Here is a 16,204-nt window from a genome sequence, read left to right as displayed (position 1 = left end):
GCGGGCGCATCCCTCGGCTACCGTCCGGGCCATGACTCTGACTGACATAGGCGTCGCGCAGGTGATGCGGGCCGTCGAGGAGTTCGACCGCCTCGGGCGCCGGGCTTTTCTGGAGCGGTACGGATTCGGGCCGTCGCGGACGTACCGCCTGGTGATCGAGGGCCGGTCCTACGACTCGAAGGCGATCGTGGGAGCGGCCCACGGGCACCTTCCGGGACGGCGGCCGCTGAGGCCCGCGGAGTTCTCCGGCGGTCGTGACCACGCGGTGCGGCTGCTGGCGGACCTGGGTTTCCACGTGGTGTACGCGCCGGACGCCCCGGCCGCCGGGACGTCCGCCGACCGGCTCGTCGAGGCGGTCGGGAAGCTGCGGGTGGCCACGACGGCCGACGGGCCGCGCCTCCACCAACCGATCGTCCTGCTGTGGGCCGTCGGACGCGCCCGGCGCGGTGAGCCCCGGCTGGTCTCCTGGGACGAGACGGCCAGGGCCCTGGAGGGACTGCTCACGCGCCACGGACTCCGCGGTGAGCGCCCGCGCCCGGACTATCCCGTCCTCGCACTCCACCGCGCCGGGCTGTGGTCCCTGGAGGGACACACGGGCGAGGTCCCGGTCGCGCACGGCGACGCCTCCCTCCGCCGGTGGTTCCTCGAAGAACGGCCCAGGAGCGGGCCGGCCGAGCCGGTCCACGCACTCATGGCCGGGTCGGGACGGGCGCGGATCACCGTGGTGGAGGCGATCGTCGACCGGTTCTTCGACGGCCTGGACGAGGTCCCGCTCCTGAAAGAGGTCGGGCTCTACGACGATTCGGTCGGTGACGATCCGGCCGCCGGGGGCGGTGACGTTCCCGTTGACCCGGTGGTCGAAGACGCCGTCGCTCCCGTGGACCCGGTGGCCTCCGCCGCGCGGTACGAGAAGTGGTGCGCGATGGTCGAGCGGCGCGAGGAGAAAGGCGGGGCGCGGTACCGCGAGCGGACCGTACGGGACCCCTACCGGTCTGCCGCGGCTCGCGAGGCCGTTCTCGAACGCTGCCGGGGCCGGTGCGAGAACCCGGGGTGCCAGGGGCAGCCGGACGATCTGACCGACCGGAAGAAGCCCCTCCTGGAGGTCGACCACGTGGTGGAGCTGGCGGCGGGCGGCCGGGACCATCCGAGCCGGATGGTCGCCCTGTGTCCGAACTGCCATGCGGTGAAGACGCGTGGCCGGAGCCGTGAGCGGCTGCGCGAGGTCCTGCGGGAGGTCGCCCTCGAACGGCACCGGCGGTACCTGCTCCGGCCGTAACCGTCCCGGGCGGCACGCTCGTGCGGTCACCCCGTCCGCGCCGCCCGCAGGGCCGCCGCCGTGTCCGCCGGGTCGTAGCCGTCCGGGACCCCGTCGATCAGGAGGACGTCGCCCGCCATGTGCCGGGTGCGGAGGGGGATCAGGGCCCGGTAGGGCTCGGAGGCGTACCAGGCGCGGGCGTTCTCGTACGTCGGGAAGGCGATGATCACGAGGGCGCCGGGCCAGGTGCCCTCCGGGACCTCGCGGGCGGGGGCGCCGTGGACGAGGAAGCGGCCGCCGTAGGGGTCCAGGGTGGCCTGGACGCGCTCCATGTAGGTGAGGACCTCCTCGTCGAGGACGGGCTTCGGGTGCAGGTTTCCGAGGGCGTATGCGGTCATGGGGACAGCGTGCCGGGGCACGGCGCACGGGTCGATTACCCCGGACGTCATGCCCCGGCCCCGGTTCCGGCGTGGTGCCCCGGGCGTCACCGTCCCGGGCCGCGCCCGGCCCCGGCGGGCGCCAGACCGCCGGATCGTCAGATCGTCGATGTGTCGATCACGAAGCGGTAGCGGACGTCGCTCGCGACGACCCGCTCGTACGCCTCGTTGATCCGGTCCGCCGCGATCACCTCGATCTCCGCGCCCAGGCCGTGCTCCGCGCAGAAGTCGAGCATCTCCTGCGTCTCGGCGATGGAGCCGATCATCGAGCCGGCGAGCGTCTTGCGGCCGCCGATCAGGGAGAACAGGCCGACCTTGACCGGCTCCTCGGGCGCGCCCACGTTCACCAGGGCGCCGTCCGTCCGCACCAGGCCCAGGTAGGCGTCGAAGTCCAGCGGCGCCGAGACGGTGGAGATCACCAGGTCGAAGGTGCCGGCCAGGGTGGTGAAGGTCTCCGGGTCGCTCGTCGCGTGGTAGTGGTCGGCGCCCAGCTTCAGGGCGTCCTCCCGCTTCTTCAGGGACTGGCTGAGGACGGTCACCTCGGCGCCGAGCGCGTGGGCGATCTTGACGCCCATGTGGCCGAGGCCGCCGAGGCCGACGATCGCGACCTTCTTGCCGGGCCCGGCCTGCCAGTGGGCGAGCGGCGAGTACAGGGTGATGCCCGCGCAGAGCAGCGGCGCGGCCTCGTCCAGGCCGATGCCCTCGGGGATGCGCAGGGTGTAGTTCTCGTCCACGACGATGTGGGTGGAGTAGCCGCCGTAGGTCGGCTCGCCGTTCTTGTCGAGGGCGTTGTACGTGCTCGTGCCGCCCTGGGCGCAGTACTGCTCCAGTCCCTGGCGGCAGTACGCGCACTCCCGGCAGGAGTCCACGAAGCAGCCGACGCCGACCCGGTCGCCCACCTGGAACTTCGTCACGCCGGGGCCGGTCTCGGCGACGATCCCGGCGATCTCGTGGCCGGGGACCATCGGGTAGATGCCCTCGCCCCAGCCGTCGCGCGCCTGGTGGATGTCGGAGTGGCAGATGCCGGCGTACTTGATCTCGATGAGGACGTCGTGCTCGCCGACCGGGCGGCGCGGCACGGTGGTGCGCTCCAGCGGGGCGTTGGCGGCGGGGGCTGCGTAGGCGGGGACGGTGGTCACGTTCGTGGTCATGGCTCCGAGCCTGCCCGGAAACGCCGGTTCCACCCAGACACCTGTTCTGCCTACGACCGGTGTGCCTACCACTGGCAGGGTCAGGATCGTACGTCCGCGGGTCCGGTCCGGCGGCGATAATGGGGCCATATGGACCCCAGTGCCGAACTCAGTGAATTCCTGCGCTCCCGCAGAGCCCGGCTGAAGCCGGAGGACGTGGGGCTGCCCGAGTTCGGGCGGTACCGGCGGGTGCCGGGGCTGCGCCGGGAGGAGCTGGCGCAGCTGGCCGGGGTCTCGGTGGCGTACTACACCCGGCTCGAACAGGGCAACGGCCGGAACGTGTCCCTGGAGGTCCTGGACTCGATCGCGCGGGCGCTGCGCCTGAGCGACACCGAGCGGGCGCATCTGACGCACCTGGCGAAGCCGACGGTGAAGAAACGGCAGCGGGCGGCGTTCTCCCGTCCCCAGCAGGTGCGGCCGGGGCTCCTGCACCTGCTCGACTCGATGGACGGGGTGCCCGCCGTCGTCCTGGGCCGCCGGCTCGACCTGCTCGCCTGGAACAGGATGGCGCGGGCGCTGCTCGGCGACTTCACCACCTGGGAGCCGCACGAGCGGAACATGGCCCGGATGGTCTTCCTCGACCCGAACGCGCGCTCCCTCTACCTCGACTGGGAGTACAAGGCGACCGAGGTGGTGAGCGTGCTGCGGCTGTACGCGGGGTGCTGGCCGGACGATCCGCTGCTGCTCGCGCTGGTGGGCGAGCTGTCGGTACGGAGTGAGGAGTTCCGCTCGCTGTGGGCGGCGCACACGGTGGCGGACAAGGGGCACGGCGCGAAGCGGATGCGCCACCCGCTGGTGGGCGAGATGACGCTGTCGTACGAGACGCTGAAGGTGTCCGGCGCCGACCCGGACCTGGTGCTCGTGACGTACCAGGCGGAGCCGGGCACGCCCTCGGCGGACGCGCTGCGGCTGCTCGCGCAGTGGGGCGTGGACGAGCCCGTGGACGTACGGGAGCAGGACGTACGGGAGTAGGACGTACGGGAGCGGACGGGAACGCGGAAGGGCCCCTCCGGGCGGAGGGGCCCTTCCGCGCGTGCGGCGGGTCAGAGGGCCGACTTGGCCTTCCACTGCGACCAGCTCAGGTTCCAGCCGTTGAGGCCGTTGTCGGGGGCGATCGTCTTGTCCTTGGAGTTCTTGACGATCACGACGTCACCGATGAGGGAGTGGTCGTAGAACCAGGCGGCGGACTGCTTGGGGTCGCCGGCGCCCTTGACGTCGTTGAGGCCCACGCAGCCGTGGCTGGTGTTCACGGAGCCGAAGATCGAGTCCGGGCCCCAGTAGTTGCCGTGGATGAAGGTGCCCGAGTTGGACAGGCGCATCGCGTGCGGCACGTCCTTGATGTCGTACTCGCCCTTGCCGTCGTCGTCGGTGAAGCCGACGGTGGCGCCGTTCATCCGGGTCTCCTTGAACTTCTCGGAGATCACCATCTGACCGTTGTAGGTCGGGTTCTCCGGGGAGCCGGCGGAGATCGGGATGGTCTTGACCGTCTTGCCGTCCTGCGTGACCGTCATGGTCTTGGTGGCGACGTCGACGGTGGAGACCTGGTTGCGGCCGATCTTGAAGGTGACGGTCTTCTGCTGGACGCCGAAGACGCCGTCGGCGCCCTCGACGCCGTCGAGGTTCAGCTTCAGGGTGACGGTCGAGCCCTCGGTCCAGTACTCGTCGGGCCGGAAGTCGATGCGCTGGGAGCTGAACCAGTGCCCGACGACCTCCTGGCCGGAGCTGGAGGTGACGGTGATGCCGCTCTGGACGGCCTTCTTGTGGGTGATCGCCTTGTTGAAGGTGATCGAGACCGGCATGCCGACGCCGACGGTCGAGCCGTCCTCGGGCGTGAAGCTGCCGATGAAGCTGTTGGCCTGCGAGACGGTGGTGAACGAGGAGTTCTCGTGGGCCTCCAGGCCCTCCGCGTCGGTGGCGGTGGCGGCGATCTTGTAGAGCGTCGCCCGCTTGAGGGGGCCGCTCGGCTTCCAGCTCAGGCCGTCGGTCGCTATCTCGCCCTTCACCCGGGTGCCCTCGGCGGAGGTCATGACGACCTCGGTGAGCTTGCCCTGGGCGACCGTGACCTTGGCGTCGTTGTTGATGGAGGCGTTCTGCGCGCCGTTCTTCGGCGCGATGGTGATCTGCGCCTTGGAGGTCTTCTGCGCGGCCGCCTCGTCGACCTGCGCCTGGGACTGGGGGGTCGCGGTGCCGGTGGCCTTGCCGCCCTTGTCGCCGTCGTCGCACGCCGAGAGCACCAGTACGCCGCTCAGCACGACGGCCGCGGTGGCCAGGCTCCTGCGGCGCTTGCCGTCCGTCATCACACGCATCTCCATCGTCGCCGGTTCCCTGTGAACGCTTGCTTCCATACCCATGACAACTCGTTCGGTTCCGTAACCGTACGGTTTGTGGGGAACAACACTGATCGACACGCGTCGGCGGGGTCTCCGGTTCCCGGTGTCGCGGGAGGGCCCCGGGACGGCGTCCCGGGGCCCGCGAACAGGGTGGATACCGGCCTTACGGGCGGTCGTCCTCGTCGTCCTCCGCCCCATCTTCCTCTCCGAGGTCCCACTCCAGCGCATCGGGGTCGTACTCGATCTCCTCGCTGCTCCAGGACGCCTGGACCATCTCGATCCCGGGGACGTCGCGGATCAGGTCGAAGGGCTCGACGAGGTGGGCGAGGGCTTCGGCGTCGTCCTCGCGCACGGCGGCGCGGGCGTGCGCCCGCTCCTCCTCCGGCATGAACTCGTCGGCGTCGATCCGGGCCTCGGCGGCCTCGACCAGCTCGGTCGGCCCGTCGATCTCCAGGACCACGTCGACGCGAAGGCGTACATAGCGTGCGGTGTCAGAAGTGCTCATGGTCCGGAGCCTAGGCGTCCGGGACACCTCGGCTTTCCCGCGACCCGCTGTGTTCACTAGCATCGGCACACCGACCAATTCGGGGGCCCCGCAAGGAGGATCGACATTTCCGTGCCCACCGCCCGCCGTCTCCCGCTGACCGCCGCCGTCGCCGGAACGCTGCTGTGCGCCCTGTGGTTCGTGCCGTCCGCGAGCGCCACCGGCCCGAGCGGCGGAGATCCGGCCGGGGTGACCCGGAGCGGTCCCGCCGCGGACGACGGCCGCCTGGCGGAGACCGGCAGACCGGACACGACGGCGTACGTGCTCGGCGGGACCGGGTTCCTGGGCGTGGGCGCGGGGTTCGTGGCGCTCGCGATGCGCCGCCGGGGCCGGGCTTCCTGAACCGCCGCGCCGGGCGGGCCCCGTACCGCCGCGCCGGGCGGGCTTCCCGAACCGCCGCCCCGGACGGGCTTCCTGACGCCGGGCCGGGTGCGCGGACGGGCGGGACCCGTCTCCTCCGGGGGAGACGGGCCCGCCCCCGCCGGAAGGTCCCTAGGCCAGCGGTCCGGTGACCGGCTCCACGGCGGCGACCACCTTCCCCTCCCGTACGAAGGCGTCGGCGGCGGCCAGGTCGGGGGCGAGGAACCGGTCCGGGCCGGGTCCCTCGACACCGGCCGCGCGCAGGGCCGCGATGACGGCCCGCGAGGCGGGGGCGGGGGTCAGGCCCTCGCGCAGCTCGATGCCCCGGGTCGCGGCGTACAGCTCGACCGCGATGATCCGGTTGAGGTTGCCGATCGCGGTGCGCAGCTTGCGGGCGGCGGACCAGCCCATGGAGACGTGGTCCTCCTGCATCGCGGAGGACGGGATGGAGTCGGCGGAGGCCGGGACGGCGAGCCGCTTCATCTCGCTGACCAGGGCGGCCTGCGTGTACTGGGCGATCATCAGGCCCGAGTCGACGCCGGCGTCCTCGGCGAGGAAGGGCGGCAGGCCGTGCGAGCGGTTCTTGTCGAGGAGCCGGTCGGTGCGGCGCTCCGCGATGGAGCCGAGGTCGGCGGCGGCGATGGCGAGGAAGTCGAGGACGTACGCGACCGGGGCGCCGTGGAAGTTGCCGTTGGAGCGCACCTGTCCGTCGGCCAGGACCACCGGGTTGTCGACGGCGGCGGCCAGCTCGCGCTCGGCGACGAGACGGGCGTGGGCCAGGGTGTCGCGGCCGGCGCCGGCGACCTGGGGGGCGCAGCGCACCGAGTAGGCGTCCTGGACGCGGGGGGCCTCGCCCGCCTGGAAGTGACCGGTGAGGCCGGAGTCCTTGAGCACGGCCAGCATGTTGGCGGCGGAGGCGGCCTGGCCGGGGTGGGGGCGGATGGCGTGCAGTTCGGGTTCGAGGACCTTCTCGGTGCCGAGGAGGGCTTCGAGGGAGAGCGCGGCGGTGACGTCGGCCGTCTTGTAGAGGGTGTCGAGGTCGGCGAGGGCCATGATCAGCATGCCGAGCATGCCGTCGGTGCCGTTGAGGAGGGCGAGGCCCTCCTTCTCCCTCAGCTCGACGGGCGCGATGCCGGCGGCGGCGAGCAGGTCGCCGGCGGGGCGGACCTCGCCGTCCGGGCCCTCGGCGTCGCCCTCGCCCATGAGGGCCAGGGCGCAGTGGGAGAGCGGGGCGAGGTCGCCGGAGCAGCCGAGGGAGCCGTACTCGTGCACGACCGGGGTGATGCCGGCGTTGAGGACGTCGGCCATGGTCCGGGCGACCTCGGGGCGGACGCCGGTGTGGCCGGAGGCGACGGTCTTCAGGCGCAGGAACATCAGGGCGCGCACGACCTCGCGCTCGACGCGGGGGCCCATGCCGGCGGCGTGCGAACGGACGATGTTGCGCTGGAGCCGGGCGCGCAGCTCCTGGCCGATGTGCCGGGTGGCGAGGGCGCCGAATCCGGTGGAGACCCCGTAGACGGGCTCGGGCTTGGCGGCGAGGGCGTCGACGACCTCCCGGGCGGCGGCGAGGGCGCGCACGGCCTCGGTCGACAGCTCGACGCGGGCGCCGTGCCGGGCGACGTCGATGACGTCCTGCGGGGTCGTGCCGGACGTGCCGAGGACGACTGTCTGCATATCCATATTCAGCACCCTACGGATTGAAGACCGACCTGTCACTAGGCGATTTCGTCACTGGCCCGGCGGGGGACGGCCCCTTACCTTCGGGCTTCCGCCGCCGCCCGGCCGCCGCGTCCGCCACCGTCGCTGCCGCGTCCGCCACCGTCGCCGCCCGGCCGCCGCGTCCGCCACCGTCGCTGCCGCGTCCGCCACCGTCGCCACCCGGCCACCGCGTCCGCCACCGTCGCCCCGGCCGCCGCACCCCTCACCGCCTCCACCCCGCCCGGCCCCGCCCTCGCCGCCGCCCCGCCCGGCCCCGCCTTCGCCCCCGTCGCCCTCCCGGCGCCGATGGCGCCGCCGCCCCGGAGCGTACGGACTCACTCCCCCGGAGCGCCCGGCTCCGGCCCGGGCCCCGGACCCGGCGAACGCTCCCGGCCCCCCGGCCCCCCGCCGTCCGGCGGCTCCGCCACCGGCGCGTCCCTGAAGCGGCGGCGGTCACGGCTGCCCGGCGGGGCGTCGGCGAGCCGGACGACCGTGCCGTCGCGGCCCGCCACGACCGGTTTCGCGGAGCGGCCGGCCTTGGCCCGGTACTGGGCGGCGTCCGCGAGCCGGAAGAGGCGGCGGGCCGACCCGAGCGGCCCGATCGGGTCGCCGGTGGACGCCACCCCGCAGGCCACGCCCTCGCCCAGCTCCAGCTCGGCCGCCCGTACGCACAGCTCCTCCGCGACCGCGACCACCTCGTCCGCCGTCGGGCCGACCGTCAGGAGGCAGAACTCGTCGCCGCCGAGGCGGGCCGCGAGGGCGCCGGGGAGCTTGGCGCCGCAGCGGGAGAGGACGGAGCCGAAGCGTTCGAGGAGGCGGTCGCCGACCGCGTGGCCGTGGGTGTCGTTGACCCGCTTGAGGCCGTTGAGGTCGCAGACCAGCAGGCTCACCACGGAGCCGTCCGCGTGGTGGCGCTCGATCGCCTCGTCGAGGCGGGTGTCGACGGCCCGCCGGTTGGCGAGGCCGGTCAGCGGATCGGTGAAGGCGAGCTTGCGGACCTCCTCCAGGCGCTCGGCCTGGGCGATGCCGGACGCGACGACCGCCGCGAGGACGGTCGCGAAACCGGCGTCCGCCCTGGTGAAAGGTTTCTGCTGGAGCGAACGGGCCACGTACAGCTCACCCCAGGCCCGTCCGTGCAGCACGATCGGGGCGACCACGCAGCAGCCCCGCCCGCGCCGCCGCAGACCGGCCACCCGGCCGGTCGGGACCGGGTCGCCGGCGGTCTCCACCCAGGCGTCGGGCTCGCCCCCGCCCGCCCACTGGTCGTGCAGGAACTCGGTGATCTCGGGGTACTGGTGCACCGGGTACGTCTCCGCGTCCGGGAACTCCTCCTCGCCCTCGGCCCGCTCCCCGGCGTTCACCAGGACCTTGAGGCGGCCGTGGTCCCGCTCCCAGACGGACAGCGCGGCGAAACTCCCGTCGAGCCCGTCGCGGGCCCCGAGCGCCGCCGCCCGCCAGAACTCCCGTGGCGTGTGCGCCGCCGCCATCCTCTGCGCCAGCGCCACTACGGCCCGCAGCCGCCCGTCCTCACCCATTCCTCCAGCTTAGGGAGGTTTGATCAGTTTTCCCCTCCAGGACGTCACGGAAAGTTACATAAAGGACAATTCGGAAGGAGTTGTGCGGCGGATCACTCCCCTGGCCACTCCGGCCGCCGCTTCTCGTTGAAGGCCGCCACCCCCTCGGCCCGGTCGCCCGAGAAGGCCACCGAGCGCCAGGCCGCGTCCTCGACCTCCAGACCGGCCCGCAGGTCCAGGCCCTGGCCCAGCCGCATGGCCTTCTTCGCGGCGCGCAGTCCGACCGGCGAGTGGGCCGCGATCCGTCCGGCCAGCTCCAGGGCGCCCGTCCGCGCGTCCTCCGCCAGGAGGTCCACGAGTCCCAGCTCACGGGCTTCGGCCGCCTCGACCCGGCGGGCCGTGAAGACCAGTTCGGCGGCGCGCGCCGCGCCCACCCGGCGCGGCAGGAGCTGCGTGCCGCCACCACCGGGGATGACGCCCACGGAGACCTCGGGGAGGCCGACGACGGCGGTCGCGTCGGCCACGATCACGTCGCAGGCGAGGGCCAGCTCGAAACCGCCGCCGAGGGCGAAGCCGTGCACGGCCGCGACGGTCGGCATCGGCAGTTCGAGGACGCCGGTGTAGGCGGCGCGGGCGGTCGGGCGCTGGCGGACCAGCTCGGCGTCGGTGAGGGAGTTGCGCTCCTTGAGGTCGGCGCCGACGCAGAAGGCGCGGTCGTTCGACGAGGTGAGGACGGTGACGCGGGCCGAGCGGTCGGCGGCGAGCGCGTCGCAGGCCGCCGCCAGGGAGCGGGCCATCTCCGTGGAGACGGCGTTCATCGCCTTCGGCCGGTCGAGGACCAGCTCCGCGACGTGTCCCTCCCGCCGGACCACCACGAACTCACCGAAACGCTGCTCGGACATGAGCGCACACCCTCCCGACACCGGACGCCCTCCCGTTAACGGCTGTTAACGGGGGTTCGCGGGAGATCCTAGGACGGACGGCGGCCCAGGAGCCAGGGCTCGACGACGCCGAGGCCGCGCACCGGGCGCTGCCACATCGGCTGGAGCGCGAAGCGGTACGCGGCCGGCGGGCGGCCCTCCTTCTCGGCGCGGGCCGCCTCCTCGGCCGCCTCCGCCTCCGAGCCGGGCGCCTCGCCGTTCCTGATCAGCTCCGCCGCGAACGCCCCGTCGACCAGGACGGCGTCCTTGGGGGCTATCGAGGTGAGCCGGCTGGCGAGGTTCACGGTGGTGCCGAAGACGTCGCCCATCCGGGTCGTCACGGTGCCGAAGGCGATGCCGACGCGCAGCGCGGGCATCGTCTCGTCGTGGCCGAGGGTCTCGATCAGGCGGAGCGCGATCTCGGAGGCCGTGCCGGGGTCGTCCGCCGCGTACAGCACCTCGTCGCCGAGGGTCTTGATGAGCCGGCCGCCGTGCGCGGCGACGAGGTCGGCGCAGGTCGTCTCGAACGCCTCGACCAGCTCGCCCAGCTCCTCCTCCTCCAGGCGGCGGGTGAGCCGGGTGAAGCCGACGAGGTCCGCGAAGCCGACGGCGAGCCGCCGGTCGACCATCTCCTCGTCGTCGGCGGCCTGCACGACCCGCCCGGTGGCGGCGGCGAGCTGCCGGCGCCACACGTAGATCAGGAACTCCTCCAGCTCGGGGAGGAGCAGCTCGACCAGGGGGTACGTGACCTCGGTGCGGGTCATGCCGGGCTCGGGCGGCTCGGTGAGGCCCTCCAGGAAGGAGTCGATCTGCCACTCGGCGAGCCGGGCGGTGGTCTGCCCGGTGGAACGGGCGACCTGCACGGCCATCGGCTCGCTCAGCAGTCCGGCCTCGACCAGGCCCGCGAGCCGCCGCAGCGCCAGGACGTCGGCCTCGGTGAGCGCCTTGGCCTGCCCGATGTCGGCGAAGCCCATGGCGCGCCAGAAGCGGGAGGCCAGCTCCATGGAGACGCCCGCCGTGCGGGCGGCCTGGAACGGGGTGTAGCGGCGGTCCGCGCCGAGGATGAGCTGTTCGAGGCGGATGGCGAGGGGGTCGTCGGTCGGTTCGGCCGTGTGGTCGACCTCGTGGTGGGGGGTGGGGTACGCGGAGGGCTGCTCGTCCCCGCCGCCCGCGTTCGCGTCGTCGACGGTCACCGGCCGCCTCCTGCCCGTTCCCTGCCCACGTGTCCTGCCGATCTGTCGCCTGGATCGCGCTCCACGATACGGCAGGTGTGGAATGGCTCACGCCCCGACGGCCGGTGTCCGTGTCCCGGAATCGGGGCGGGCGGGCTCCCGGGGGGCGCGGGTCACCGGGGGCGGAGCGCCGGGAGGGCGCGGGGCGCGCCCTCCCGTTCCGCCGCGCGGGGCACGGGCCCGCGCCGGTGTCAGACGCCCGGTGTCCGCAGGTGGACGATGTCGCCCGCCCCCACGGCCTCCGTGCCGCCGCCCTCCGTGGCGACCACGAGCCGGCCGTCGCCGTCGAGGGCGAGGGCCTCGCCCTCCAGGGTCCGCTCGCCGGGCAGCTCGGCCCTGACGCGGCGGCCGAGGGTGGCGCAGCCGGCCGCGTACGCCTCCTGGAGCCCGGAGGCGGCGGGGTCGCCGCCGGCCCGCGTCCACTCCCCGTACCACCGGTCGAGGGAGCGCAGGACGGCCCGCAGGAGGGTGTCGCGGTCGGTGGAGACCGCGTCGGCGAGGAGGAGGGATCCGGCGGTGGGGACGGGGAGTTCGTCCTCGCGGAGGGTGACGTTGACGCCGAGGCCGACGACGACGCCGTCCGTGCCGGCCCGCTCGGCGAGGATGCCGCCGGCCTTGCGCTCCTCGCCCGCGACCGAAACCAGGAGGTCGTTGGGCCATTTGAGGGACGTGTCCACTCCCGCCGCCTTCGCGAGGCCGGTCGCGGCGGCCACTCCGGCGAGCAGCGGGAGCCAGCCCCAGCGGTGGGCGGGGACGTCCGGCTTGAGCAGGACGGAGAAGAAGAGCCCGGAGCGGGCGGGCGCGCTCCAGCTCCGGTCGAGGCGGCCCCGGCCCGCGGTCTGCTCCTCGGCGACGAGCACCGCCCCCTCGGGGAGTTCGCCGGCGCGGGCGGCGAGGTCGGTGTTGGTGGACCCGGTGGCGTCGACCACGTCGAGCGAGGTCCACAGGGCGTCGGGCAGGACGAGCGCGCGGCGCAGCGCGGAAGCGTTCAGCGGGGGCCGGTCGAGGTCGGACCAGCGTCCGCCGGAGCCGTGGGAGGACGTCATGCAAGCCAGACTAGGTGTGGCAAAGACCGCAGTGCCGAACCGTATCGGCGTCGATACGCTACGGGGCAGTAGGCCAGCACTAGCCCATTCGTAGTCAACGAACCCCCCGTGACCAGGCAGGGAGCCGCATCCCGATGTCCGAGCCGGCAGAGCAGTACGAGATCGACATTCACACGACCGCGGGCAAGATCGCGGATCTCAGGCGCCGCATCGACGAGGCCACCCACGCCGGCTCGGAGCGCGCGGTGGAGAAGCAGCACGCGAAGGGGAAGCTGACGGCGCGCGAGCGGATCGCCCTCCTCCTCGACGAGGGTTCGTTCGTCGAACTGGACGAGCTGGCCCGGCACCGCTCCACCAGCTTCGGCCTGGAGAAGAACCGTCCGTACGGCGACGGCGTCGTCACCGGCTACGGCACGGTCGACGGCCGACCGGTGGCGGTGTTCTCGCAGGACTTCACGGTCTTCGGCGGCGCGCTCGGCGAGACGTACGGCCAGAAGATCATCAAGGTGATGGACTTCGCCCTGAAGACCGGCTGCCCGGTCATCGGCATCAACGACTCCGGCGGCGCCCGCATCCAGGAGGGCGTGAGCGCGCTCGGCATGTACGGCGAGATCTTCCGCCGCAACACCCACGCCTCCGGTGTGATCCCGCAGATCTCGCTGGTCGTCGGCCCCTGCGCGGGCGGCGCGGTGTACTCCCCCGCCATCACCGACTTCACGGTGATGGTGGACCAGACCTCGCACATGTTCATCACGGGCCCCGACGTCATCAAGACGGTGACCGGCGAGGACGTGGGCTTCGAGGAGCTGGGCGGCGCCCGGACGCACAACGCGACCTCGGGCGTGGCGCACCACATGGCGGGCGACGAGAAGGACGCCGTCGAGTACGTGAAGTCCCTCCTCTCCTACCTGCCGTCGAACAACCTCTCCGAGCCGCCGGCCTTCCCGGAGACGGCGGACACCGGGGTGACGGACGAGGACCGCGAGCTGGACACGCTGATCCCGGACTCGGCGAACCAGCCGTACGACATGCACAAGGTCATCGAGCACGTCCTCGACGACGGCGAGTTCCTGGAGACGCAGGCGCTGTTCGCGCCGAACATCCTGACCGGTTTCGGCCGGGTCGAGGGCTTCCCGGTCGGCGTGGTCGCCAACCAGCCGATGCAGTTCGCGGGCTGCCTGGACATCGACGCCTCCGAGAAGGCCGCCCGCTTCGTGCGCACCTGCGACGCCTTCAACATCCCGGTCCTCACCTTCGTGGACGTGCCGGGCTTCCTGCCGGGCGTGGACCAGGAGTACGGCGGCATCATCCGGCGCGGCGCGAAGCTGATCTACGCGTACGCGGAGGCCACGGTCCCGCTGATCACGGTCATCACGCGCAAGGCGTTCGGCGGCGCGTACGACGTGATGGGCTCCAAGCACCTGGGCGCGGACCTGAACCTGGCGTGGCCGACGGCGCAGATCGCGGTCATGGGCGCGCAGGGCGCGGTCAACATCCTGCACCGCCGCACGATCGCGGAAGCGGGGGACGCCGACGAGACCGAGGCCGTGCGGGCGCGGCTGATCCAGGAGTACGAGGACACCCTGCTCAACCCGTACACGGCGGCCGAGCGCGGCTACATCGACGGCGTGGTGGTGCCCTCCGACACGCGTCCGCAGATCGTCAAGGGCCTGCGTCAGCTCCGCACCAAGCGGGAATCCCTTCCTCCGAAGAAGCACGGCAACATCCCGCTCTAACCCCTCCGGACCCTCAGGGAGCCGACATGATCAAGGTCGTACGAGGAAACCCGACCCCGGAGGAGCTGGCCGCCGCGCTGGCGGTGGTCCAGGCCCGGGCCGCGGCCACGGCGGCGGCGTCCGCCGGGGACGGCGGCCCGGCGGTGCCGGAGGGGTGGTCGGACCCCTCCCGCATCGCGCGGGCCGTACGGCACCGGCCCGGCCCGCGGGCCTGGGCGCGGTCGTACTGGCCCGTGTAGTCGCCGCCGGAGGGCCGGACCCCGTGTGCGGGGGGTCCGGCCCTCCGCGCGTGCTCCGGGGCTCCGCGCACCGTCCGTCCCAGTCCTTCTAGTCCTTCGGCGCGGGGCGCCTGAGTATCCGTACTCAGGCGCCCCGTCCGTCACGGCCTCAGGATCGAAGGCATGTTGTGGTCGGACCCGAAGAATCAGCCGCCGAAGTTCATGCGTGACATGCAGGCGATGATCCGCCGCGCGGGCGTGCTGCTGGCCCTGGCGATGGTGGTGGCGATGTTCGCCGCCGGCGTGCGCTGACCGTGCGCGCGTGCCCGGCGGTCCGGTGGGTCCGGGGCCGCCGCACTGGCTACGCTGCCCCCATGACTGCTGATCCGCGCCGTGTCGTGCTCGCCTCCGCCTCCCCCGCCCGGCTCGGTCTGCTGCGGCAGGCCGGCATCGTCCCCGAGGTGATCGTGAGCGGCGTCGACGAGGACAGGGTCCACGCGCCGACCCCGGCCGAACTCGCGCTCGCCCTCGCCGAGGCGAAGGCGGCCCATGTGGCCGCCCGGCCGGAGGTGTTCGGCGCGCTCGTCATCGGCTGCGACTCGGTCCTGGAGCTGGACGGGAAGGCGCTGGGCAAGCCGGCCGACACCGAGGAGGCCACCGCCCGCTGGAAGGCGATGCGGGGCCGGGTCGGCGTCCTGCAGACCGGCCACTGCGTGTACGACACGGCCGCCAAGCGCTTCGAGTCCGCGACCGCCTCGACCGTGGTCCGGTTCGGCGAGCCGACGGACGAGGAGGTCGCGGCGTACGTGGCGAGCGGCGAACCGCTGCACGTGGCGGGCGCGTTCACCCTGGACGGGCGCTCGGCGCCGTTCGTCGACGGCATCGACGGGGACCCGGGCAACGTGATCGGCCTGTCCCTGCCGCTGCTGCGCCGGCTCCTCGCGAAGCTGGACGTGCGGATCACGGACCTCTGGACCTGAGCGCGTCCGCCCGGCCGGTCCGCCCGGTCCGCCCGCTCCGGCCGGGCTCCGGGCTCCGGGCTCCGGGCTCCGGGCGGACCCTCTAGGCGGGTGCCGGGGCCTCTCCCGCGAGGGGCTTCCCGGCGGGGTCCTCCGAGGGTTCCCCGGCCGGCTCCCCGGCGCCCTTCCCGGCCTTCCGCCCGGCGTCCTTCCCGTACGCCACCAGGGTGAGGACGACCAGGCCGAACACGGCCATCAGGAAGGCGAAGGCGCCCCAGCCGAGGAGGCCGACGGCGACCGCGCCGAGGATCCCGTGCACGACCGCGCAGCCCACCAGGAGGGCCCGGCCGAGCCGTCCCGGGCGGCGGTCGCGGACGCCCGCGACGAGGGCGACGAGGGCGCAGAGGACGAGGGCCGCGCCGGAGGCGATGCCGAGTCCCCAGGTGCCGGCCACCATGGCTTCGGGGTCCATGCCGTCGAGGGACATCGACTGGGCCTCCAGGAAGTGCGCCATCACGGCGTTGACCGCGACGATGCCGGGCGCTTCGAGGAGGAGCACCACCGCCGTCACGAGAGCCGTCGCCCTGCGGACCATTCCGCCCCCCTGGATTCTCCTGTTACCGGCAGTACGTTCGACAGCGGGCAGGCTACTGGCCGGTAAACCCCTGGACAAGGGAGTGCGCACGGCGGGCGACGCCCGGGGACCGGGCAAAGAATGGGCGGAGCGTTCGTAGGGACCCGACAAAGAAACCCGAACGGCGACTG

Annotated in this window: 17 protein-coding genes; 7 read left to right on the top strand and 10 right to left on the bottom strand. The window is 73.2% G+C overall.

Going from position 1 to position 16,204, the window contains the following annotated elements; all coding sequences use genetic code 11:
• Window positions 1-31 precede the first annotated feature (31 nt).
• The gene (locus tag ACZ6AQ_RS13550; RefSeq protein ID WP_468759874.1) at window positions 32-1,276 is read left to right on the top strand and encodes an HNH endonuclease; all 1,245 of its coding nucleotides are present in this window, start codon (window positions 32-34) and stop codon (window positions 1,274-1,276) included.
• Between the two features lie 26 nt (window positions 1,277-1,302).
• Here the strand turns inward: ACZ6AQ_RS13550 and ACZ6AQ_RS13545 are convergent, their stop codons facing one another.
• Together ACZ6AQ_RS13545 and ACZ6AQ_RS13540 are read right to left on the bottom strand one after the other, a co-directional pair.
• Complete coding sequence (locus ACZ6AQ_RS13545; RefSeq protein ID WP_468759872.1) at window positions 1,303-1,653, bottom strand: DUF1330 domain-containing protein; 351 nt, start codon at window positions 1,651-1,653, stop codon at window positions 1,303-1,305.
• Window positions 1,654-1,790: 137 nt separating this feature from the next.
• Window positions 1,791-2,843: an NAD(P)-dependent alcohol dehydrogenase gene (locus ACZ6AQ_RS13540; protein ID WP_468759871.1), complete on the bottom strand. Its 1,053-nt coding sequence runs from the start codon at window positions 2,841-2,843 to the stop codon at window positions 1,791-1,793.
• Window positions 2,844-2,972: 129 nt separating this feature from the next.
• On the opposite strand from ACZ6AQ_RS13540, the gene ACZ6AQ_RS13535 reads away from it, so the two are divergent.
• Window positions 2,973-3,854, top strand: coding sequence for a helix-turn-helix domain-containing protein (locus ACZ6AQ_RS13535; RefSeq protein WP_468759870.1), 882 nt, complete (start codon window positions 2,973-2,975; stop codon window positions 3,852-3,854).
• Window positions 3,855-3,925: 71 nt separating this feature from the next.
• Here ACZ6AQ_RS13535 and ACZ6AQ_RS13530 read toward each other — a convergent pair whose 3' ends face one another.
• Both ACZ6AQ_RS13530 and ACZ6AQ_RS13525 read right to left on the bottom strand, forming a co-directional pair.
• The gene (locus ACZ6AQ_RS13530) at window positions 3,926-5,194 is read right to left on the bottom strand and encodes a L,D-transpeptidase (protein WP_388699706.1); all 1,269 of its coding nucleotides are present in this window, start codon (window positions 5,192-5,194) and stop codon (window positions 3,926-3,928) included.
• Window positions 5,195-5,375: 181 nt separating this feature from the next.
• Complete coding sequence (locus ACZ6AQ_RS13525; RefSeq protein ID WP_468759868.1) at window positions 5,376-5,717, bottom strand: hypothetical protein; 342 nt, start codon at window positions 5,715-5,717, stop codon at window positions 5,376-5,378.
• 111 nt (window positions 5,718-5,828) lie between these two features.
• Here ACZ6AQ_RS13525 and ACZ6AQ_RS13520 point away from each other — a divergent pair, with 111 nt between their 5' ends.
• On the top strand, window positions 5,829-6,098 hold the full coding sequence (locus ACZ6AQ_RS13520) for a hypothetical protein (RefSeq protein WP_388699710.1): 270 nt from the start codon (window positions 5,829-5,831) through the stop codon (window positions 6,096-6,098).
• A 150-nt stretch (window positions 6,099-6,248) separates the two neighbouring features.
• Here ACZ6AQ_RS13520 and hutH read toward each other — a convergent pair whose 3' ends face one another.
• The 5 genes from hutH to ACZ6AQ_RS13495 all read right to left on the bottom strand — a co-directional run bounded on the left by hutH (window position 6,249) and on the right by ACZ6AQ_RS13495 (window position 12,526).
• Window positions 6,249-7,790, bottom strand: coding sequence for a histidine ammonia-lyase (hutH, locus tag ACZ6AQ_RS13515; protein WP_388699780.1), 1,542 nt, complete (start codon window positions 7,788-7,790; stop codon window positions 6,249-6,251).
• 359 nt (window positions 7,791-8,149) lie between these two features.
• A complete protein-coding gene (locus tag ACZ6AQ_RS13510) occupies window positions 8,150-9,349 on the bottom strand; it encodes a GGDEF domain-containing protein (RefSeq protein ID WP_468759866.1) in 1,200 nt (399 codons plus the stop codon).
• A 92-nt stretch (window positions 9,350-9,441) separates the two neighbouring features.
• Window positions 9,442-10,230: an enoyl-CoA hydratase/isomerase family protein gene (locus tag ACZ6AQ_RS13505; RefSeq protein ID WP_388699715.1), complete on the bottom strand. Its 789-nt coding sequence runs from the start codon at window positions 10,228-10,230 to the stop codon at window positions 9,442-9,444.
• A gap of 68 nt (window positions 10,231-10,298) precedes the next feature.
• Window positions 10,299-11,441, bottom strand: coding sequence for an adenylate/guanylate cyclase domain-containing protein (locus tag ACZ6AQ_RS13500; RefSeq protein ID WP_388699716.1), 1,143 nt, complete (start codon window positions 11,439-11,441; stop codon window positions 10,299-10,301).
• 230 nt (window positions 11,442-11,671) lie between these two features.
• Window positions 11,672-12,526, bottom strand: coding sequence for a biotin--[acetyl-CoA-carboxylase] ligase (locus ACZ6AQ_RS13495; protein WP_388699719.1), 855 nt, complete (start codon window positions 12,524-12,526; stop codon window positions 11,672-11,674).
• Window positions 12,527-12,660: 134 nt separating this feature from the next.
• Here ACZ6AQ_RS13495 and ACZ6AQ_RS13490 point away from each other — a divergent pair, with 134 nt between their 5' ends.
• The 4 genes from ACZ6AQ_RS13490 (at window position 12,661) to ACZ6AQ_RS13475 (ending at window position 15,460) form a co-directional block, all read left to right on the top strand.
• On the top strand, window positions 12,661-14,262 hold the full coding sequence (locus ACZ6AQ_RS13490; protein ID WP_468759865.1) for an acyl-CoA carboxylase subunit beta: 1,602 nt from the start codon (window positions 12,661-12,663) through the stop codon (window positions 14,260-14,262).
• A 26-nt stretch (window positions 14,263-14,288) separates the two neighbouring features.
• Entirely contained in the window at window positions 14,289-14,501 is a 213-nt protein-coding gene (locus ACZ6AQ_RS13485) for an acyl-CoA carboxylase subunit epsilon (RefSeq protein ID WP_388699724.1), read from the top strand.
• A gap of 162 nt (window positions 14,502-14,663) precedes the next feature.
• Entirely contained in the window at window positions 14,664-14,792 is a 129-nt protein-coding gene (gene mmpB, locus ACZ6AQ_RS13480; protein ID WP_388699732.1) for a morphogenic membrane protein MmpB, read from the top strand.
• A 62-nt stretch (window positions 14,793-14,854) separates the two neighbouring features.
• On the top strand, window positions 14,855-15,460 hold the full coding sequence (locus ACZ6AQ_RS13475; RefSeq protein WP_468759863.1) for a nucleoside triphosphate pyrophosphatase: 606 nt from the start codon (window positions 14,855-14,857) through the stop codon (window positions 15,458-15,460).
• Between the two features lie 82 nt (window positions 15,461-15,542).
• Here the strand turns inward: ACZ6AQ_RS13475 and ACZ6AQ_RS13470 are convergent, their stop codons facing one another.
• On the bottom strand, window positions 15,543-16,034 hold the full coding sequence (locus tag ACZ6AQ_RS13470) for a hypothetical protein (protein ID WP_468759861.1): 492 nt from the start codon (window positions 16,032-16,034) through the stop codon (window positions 15,543-15,545).
• Window positions 16,035-16,204 lie beyond the last annotated feature (170 nt).

It is taken from the genome of Streptomyces sp. NPDC041191 (assembly GCF_055591945.1).
The sequence above is the reverse complement of the archived record's forward strand: the minus strand, read 5'-3'. Positions and strand labels throughout refer to the sequence as shown.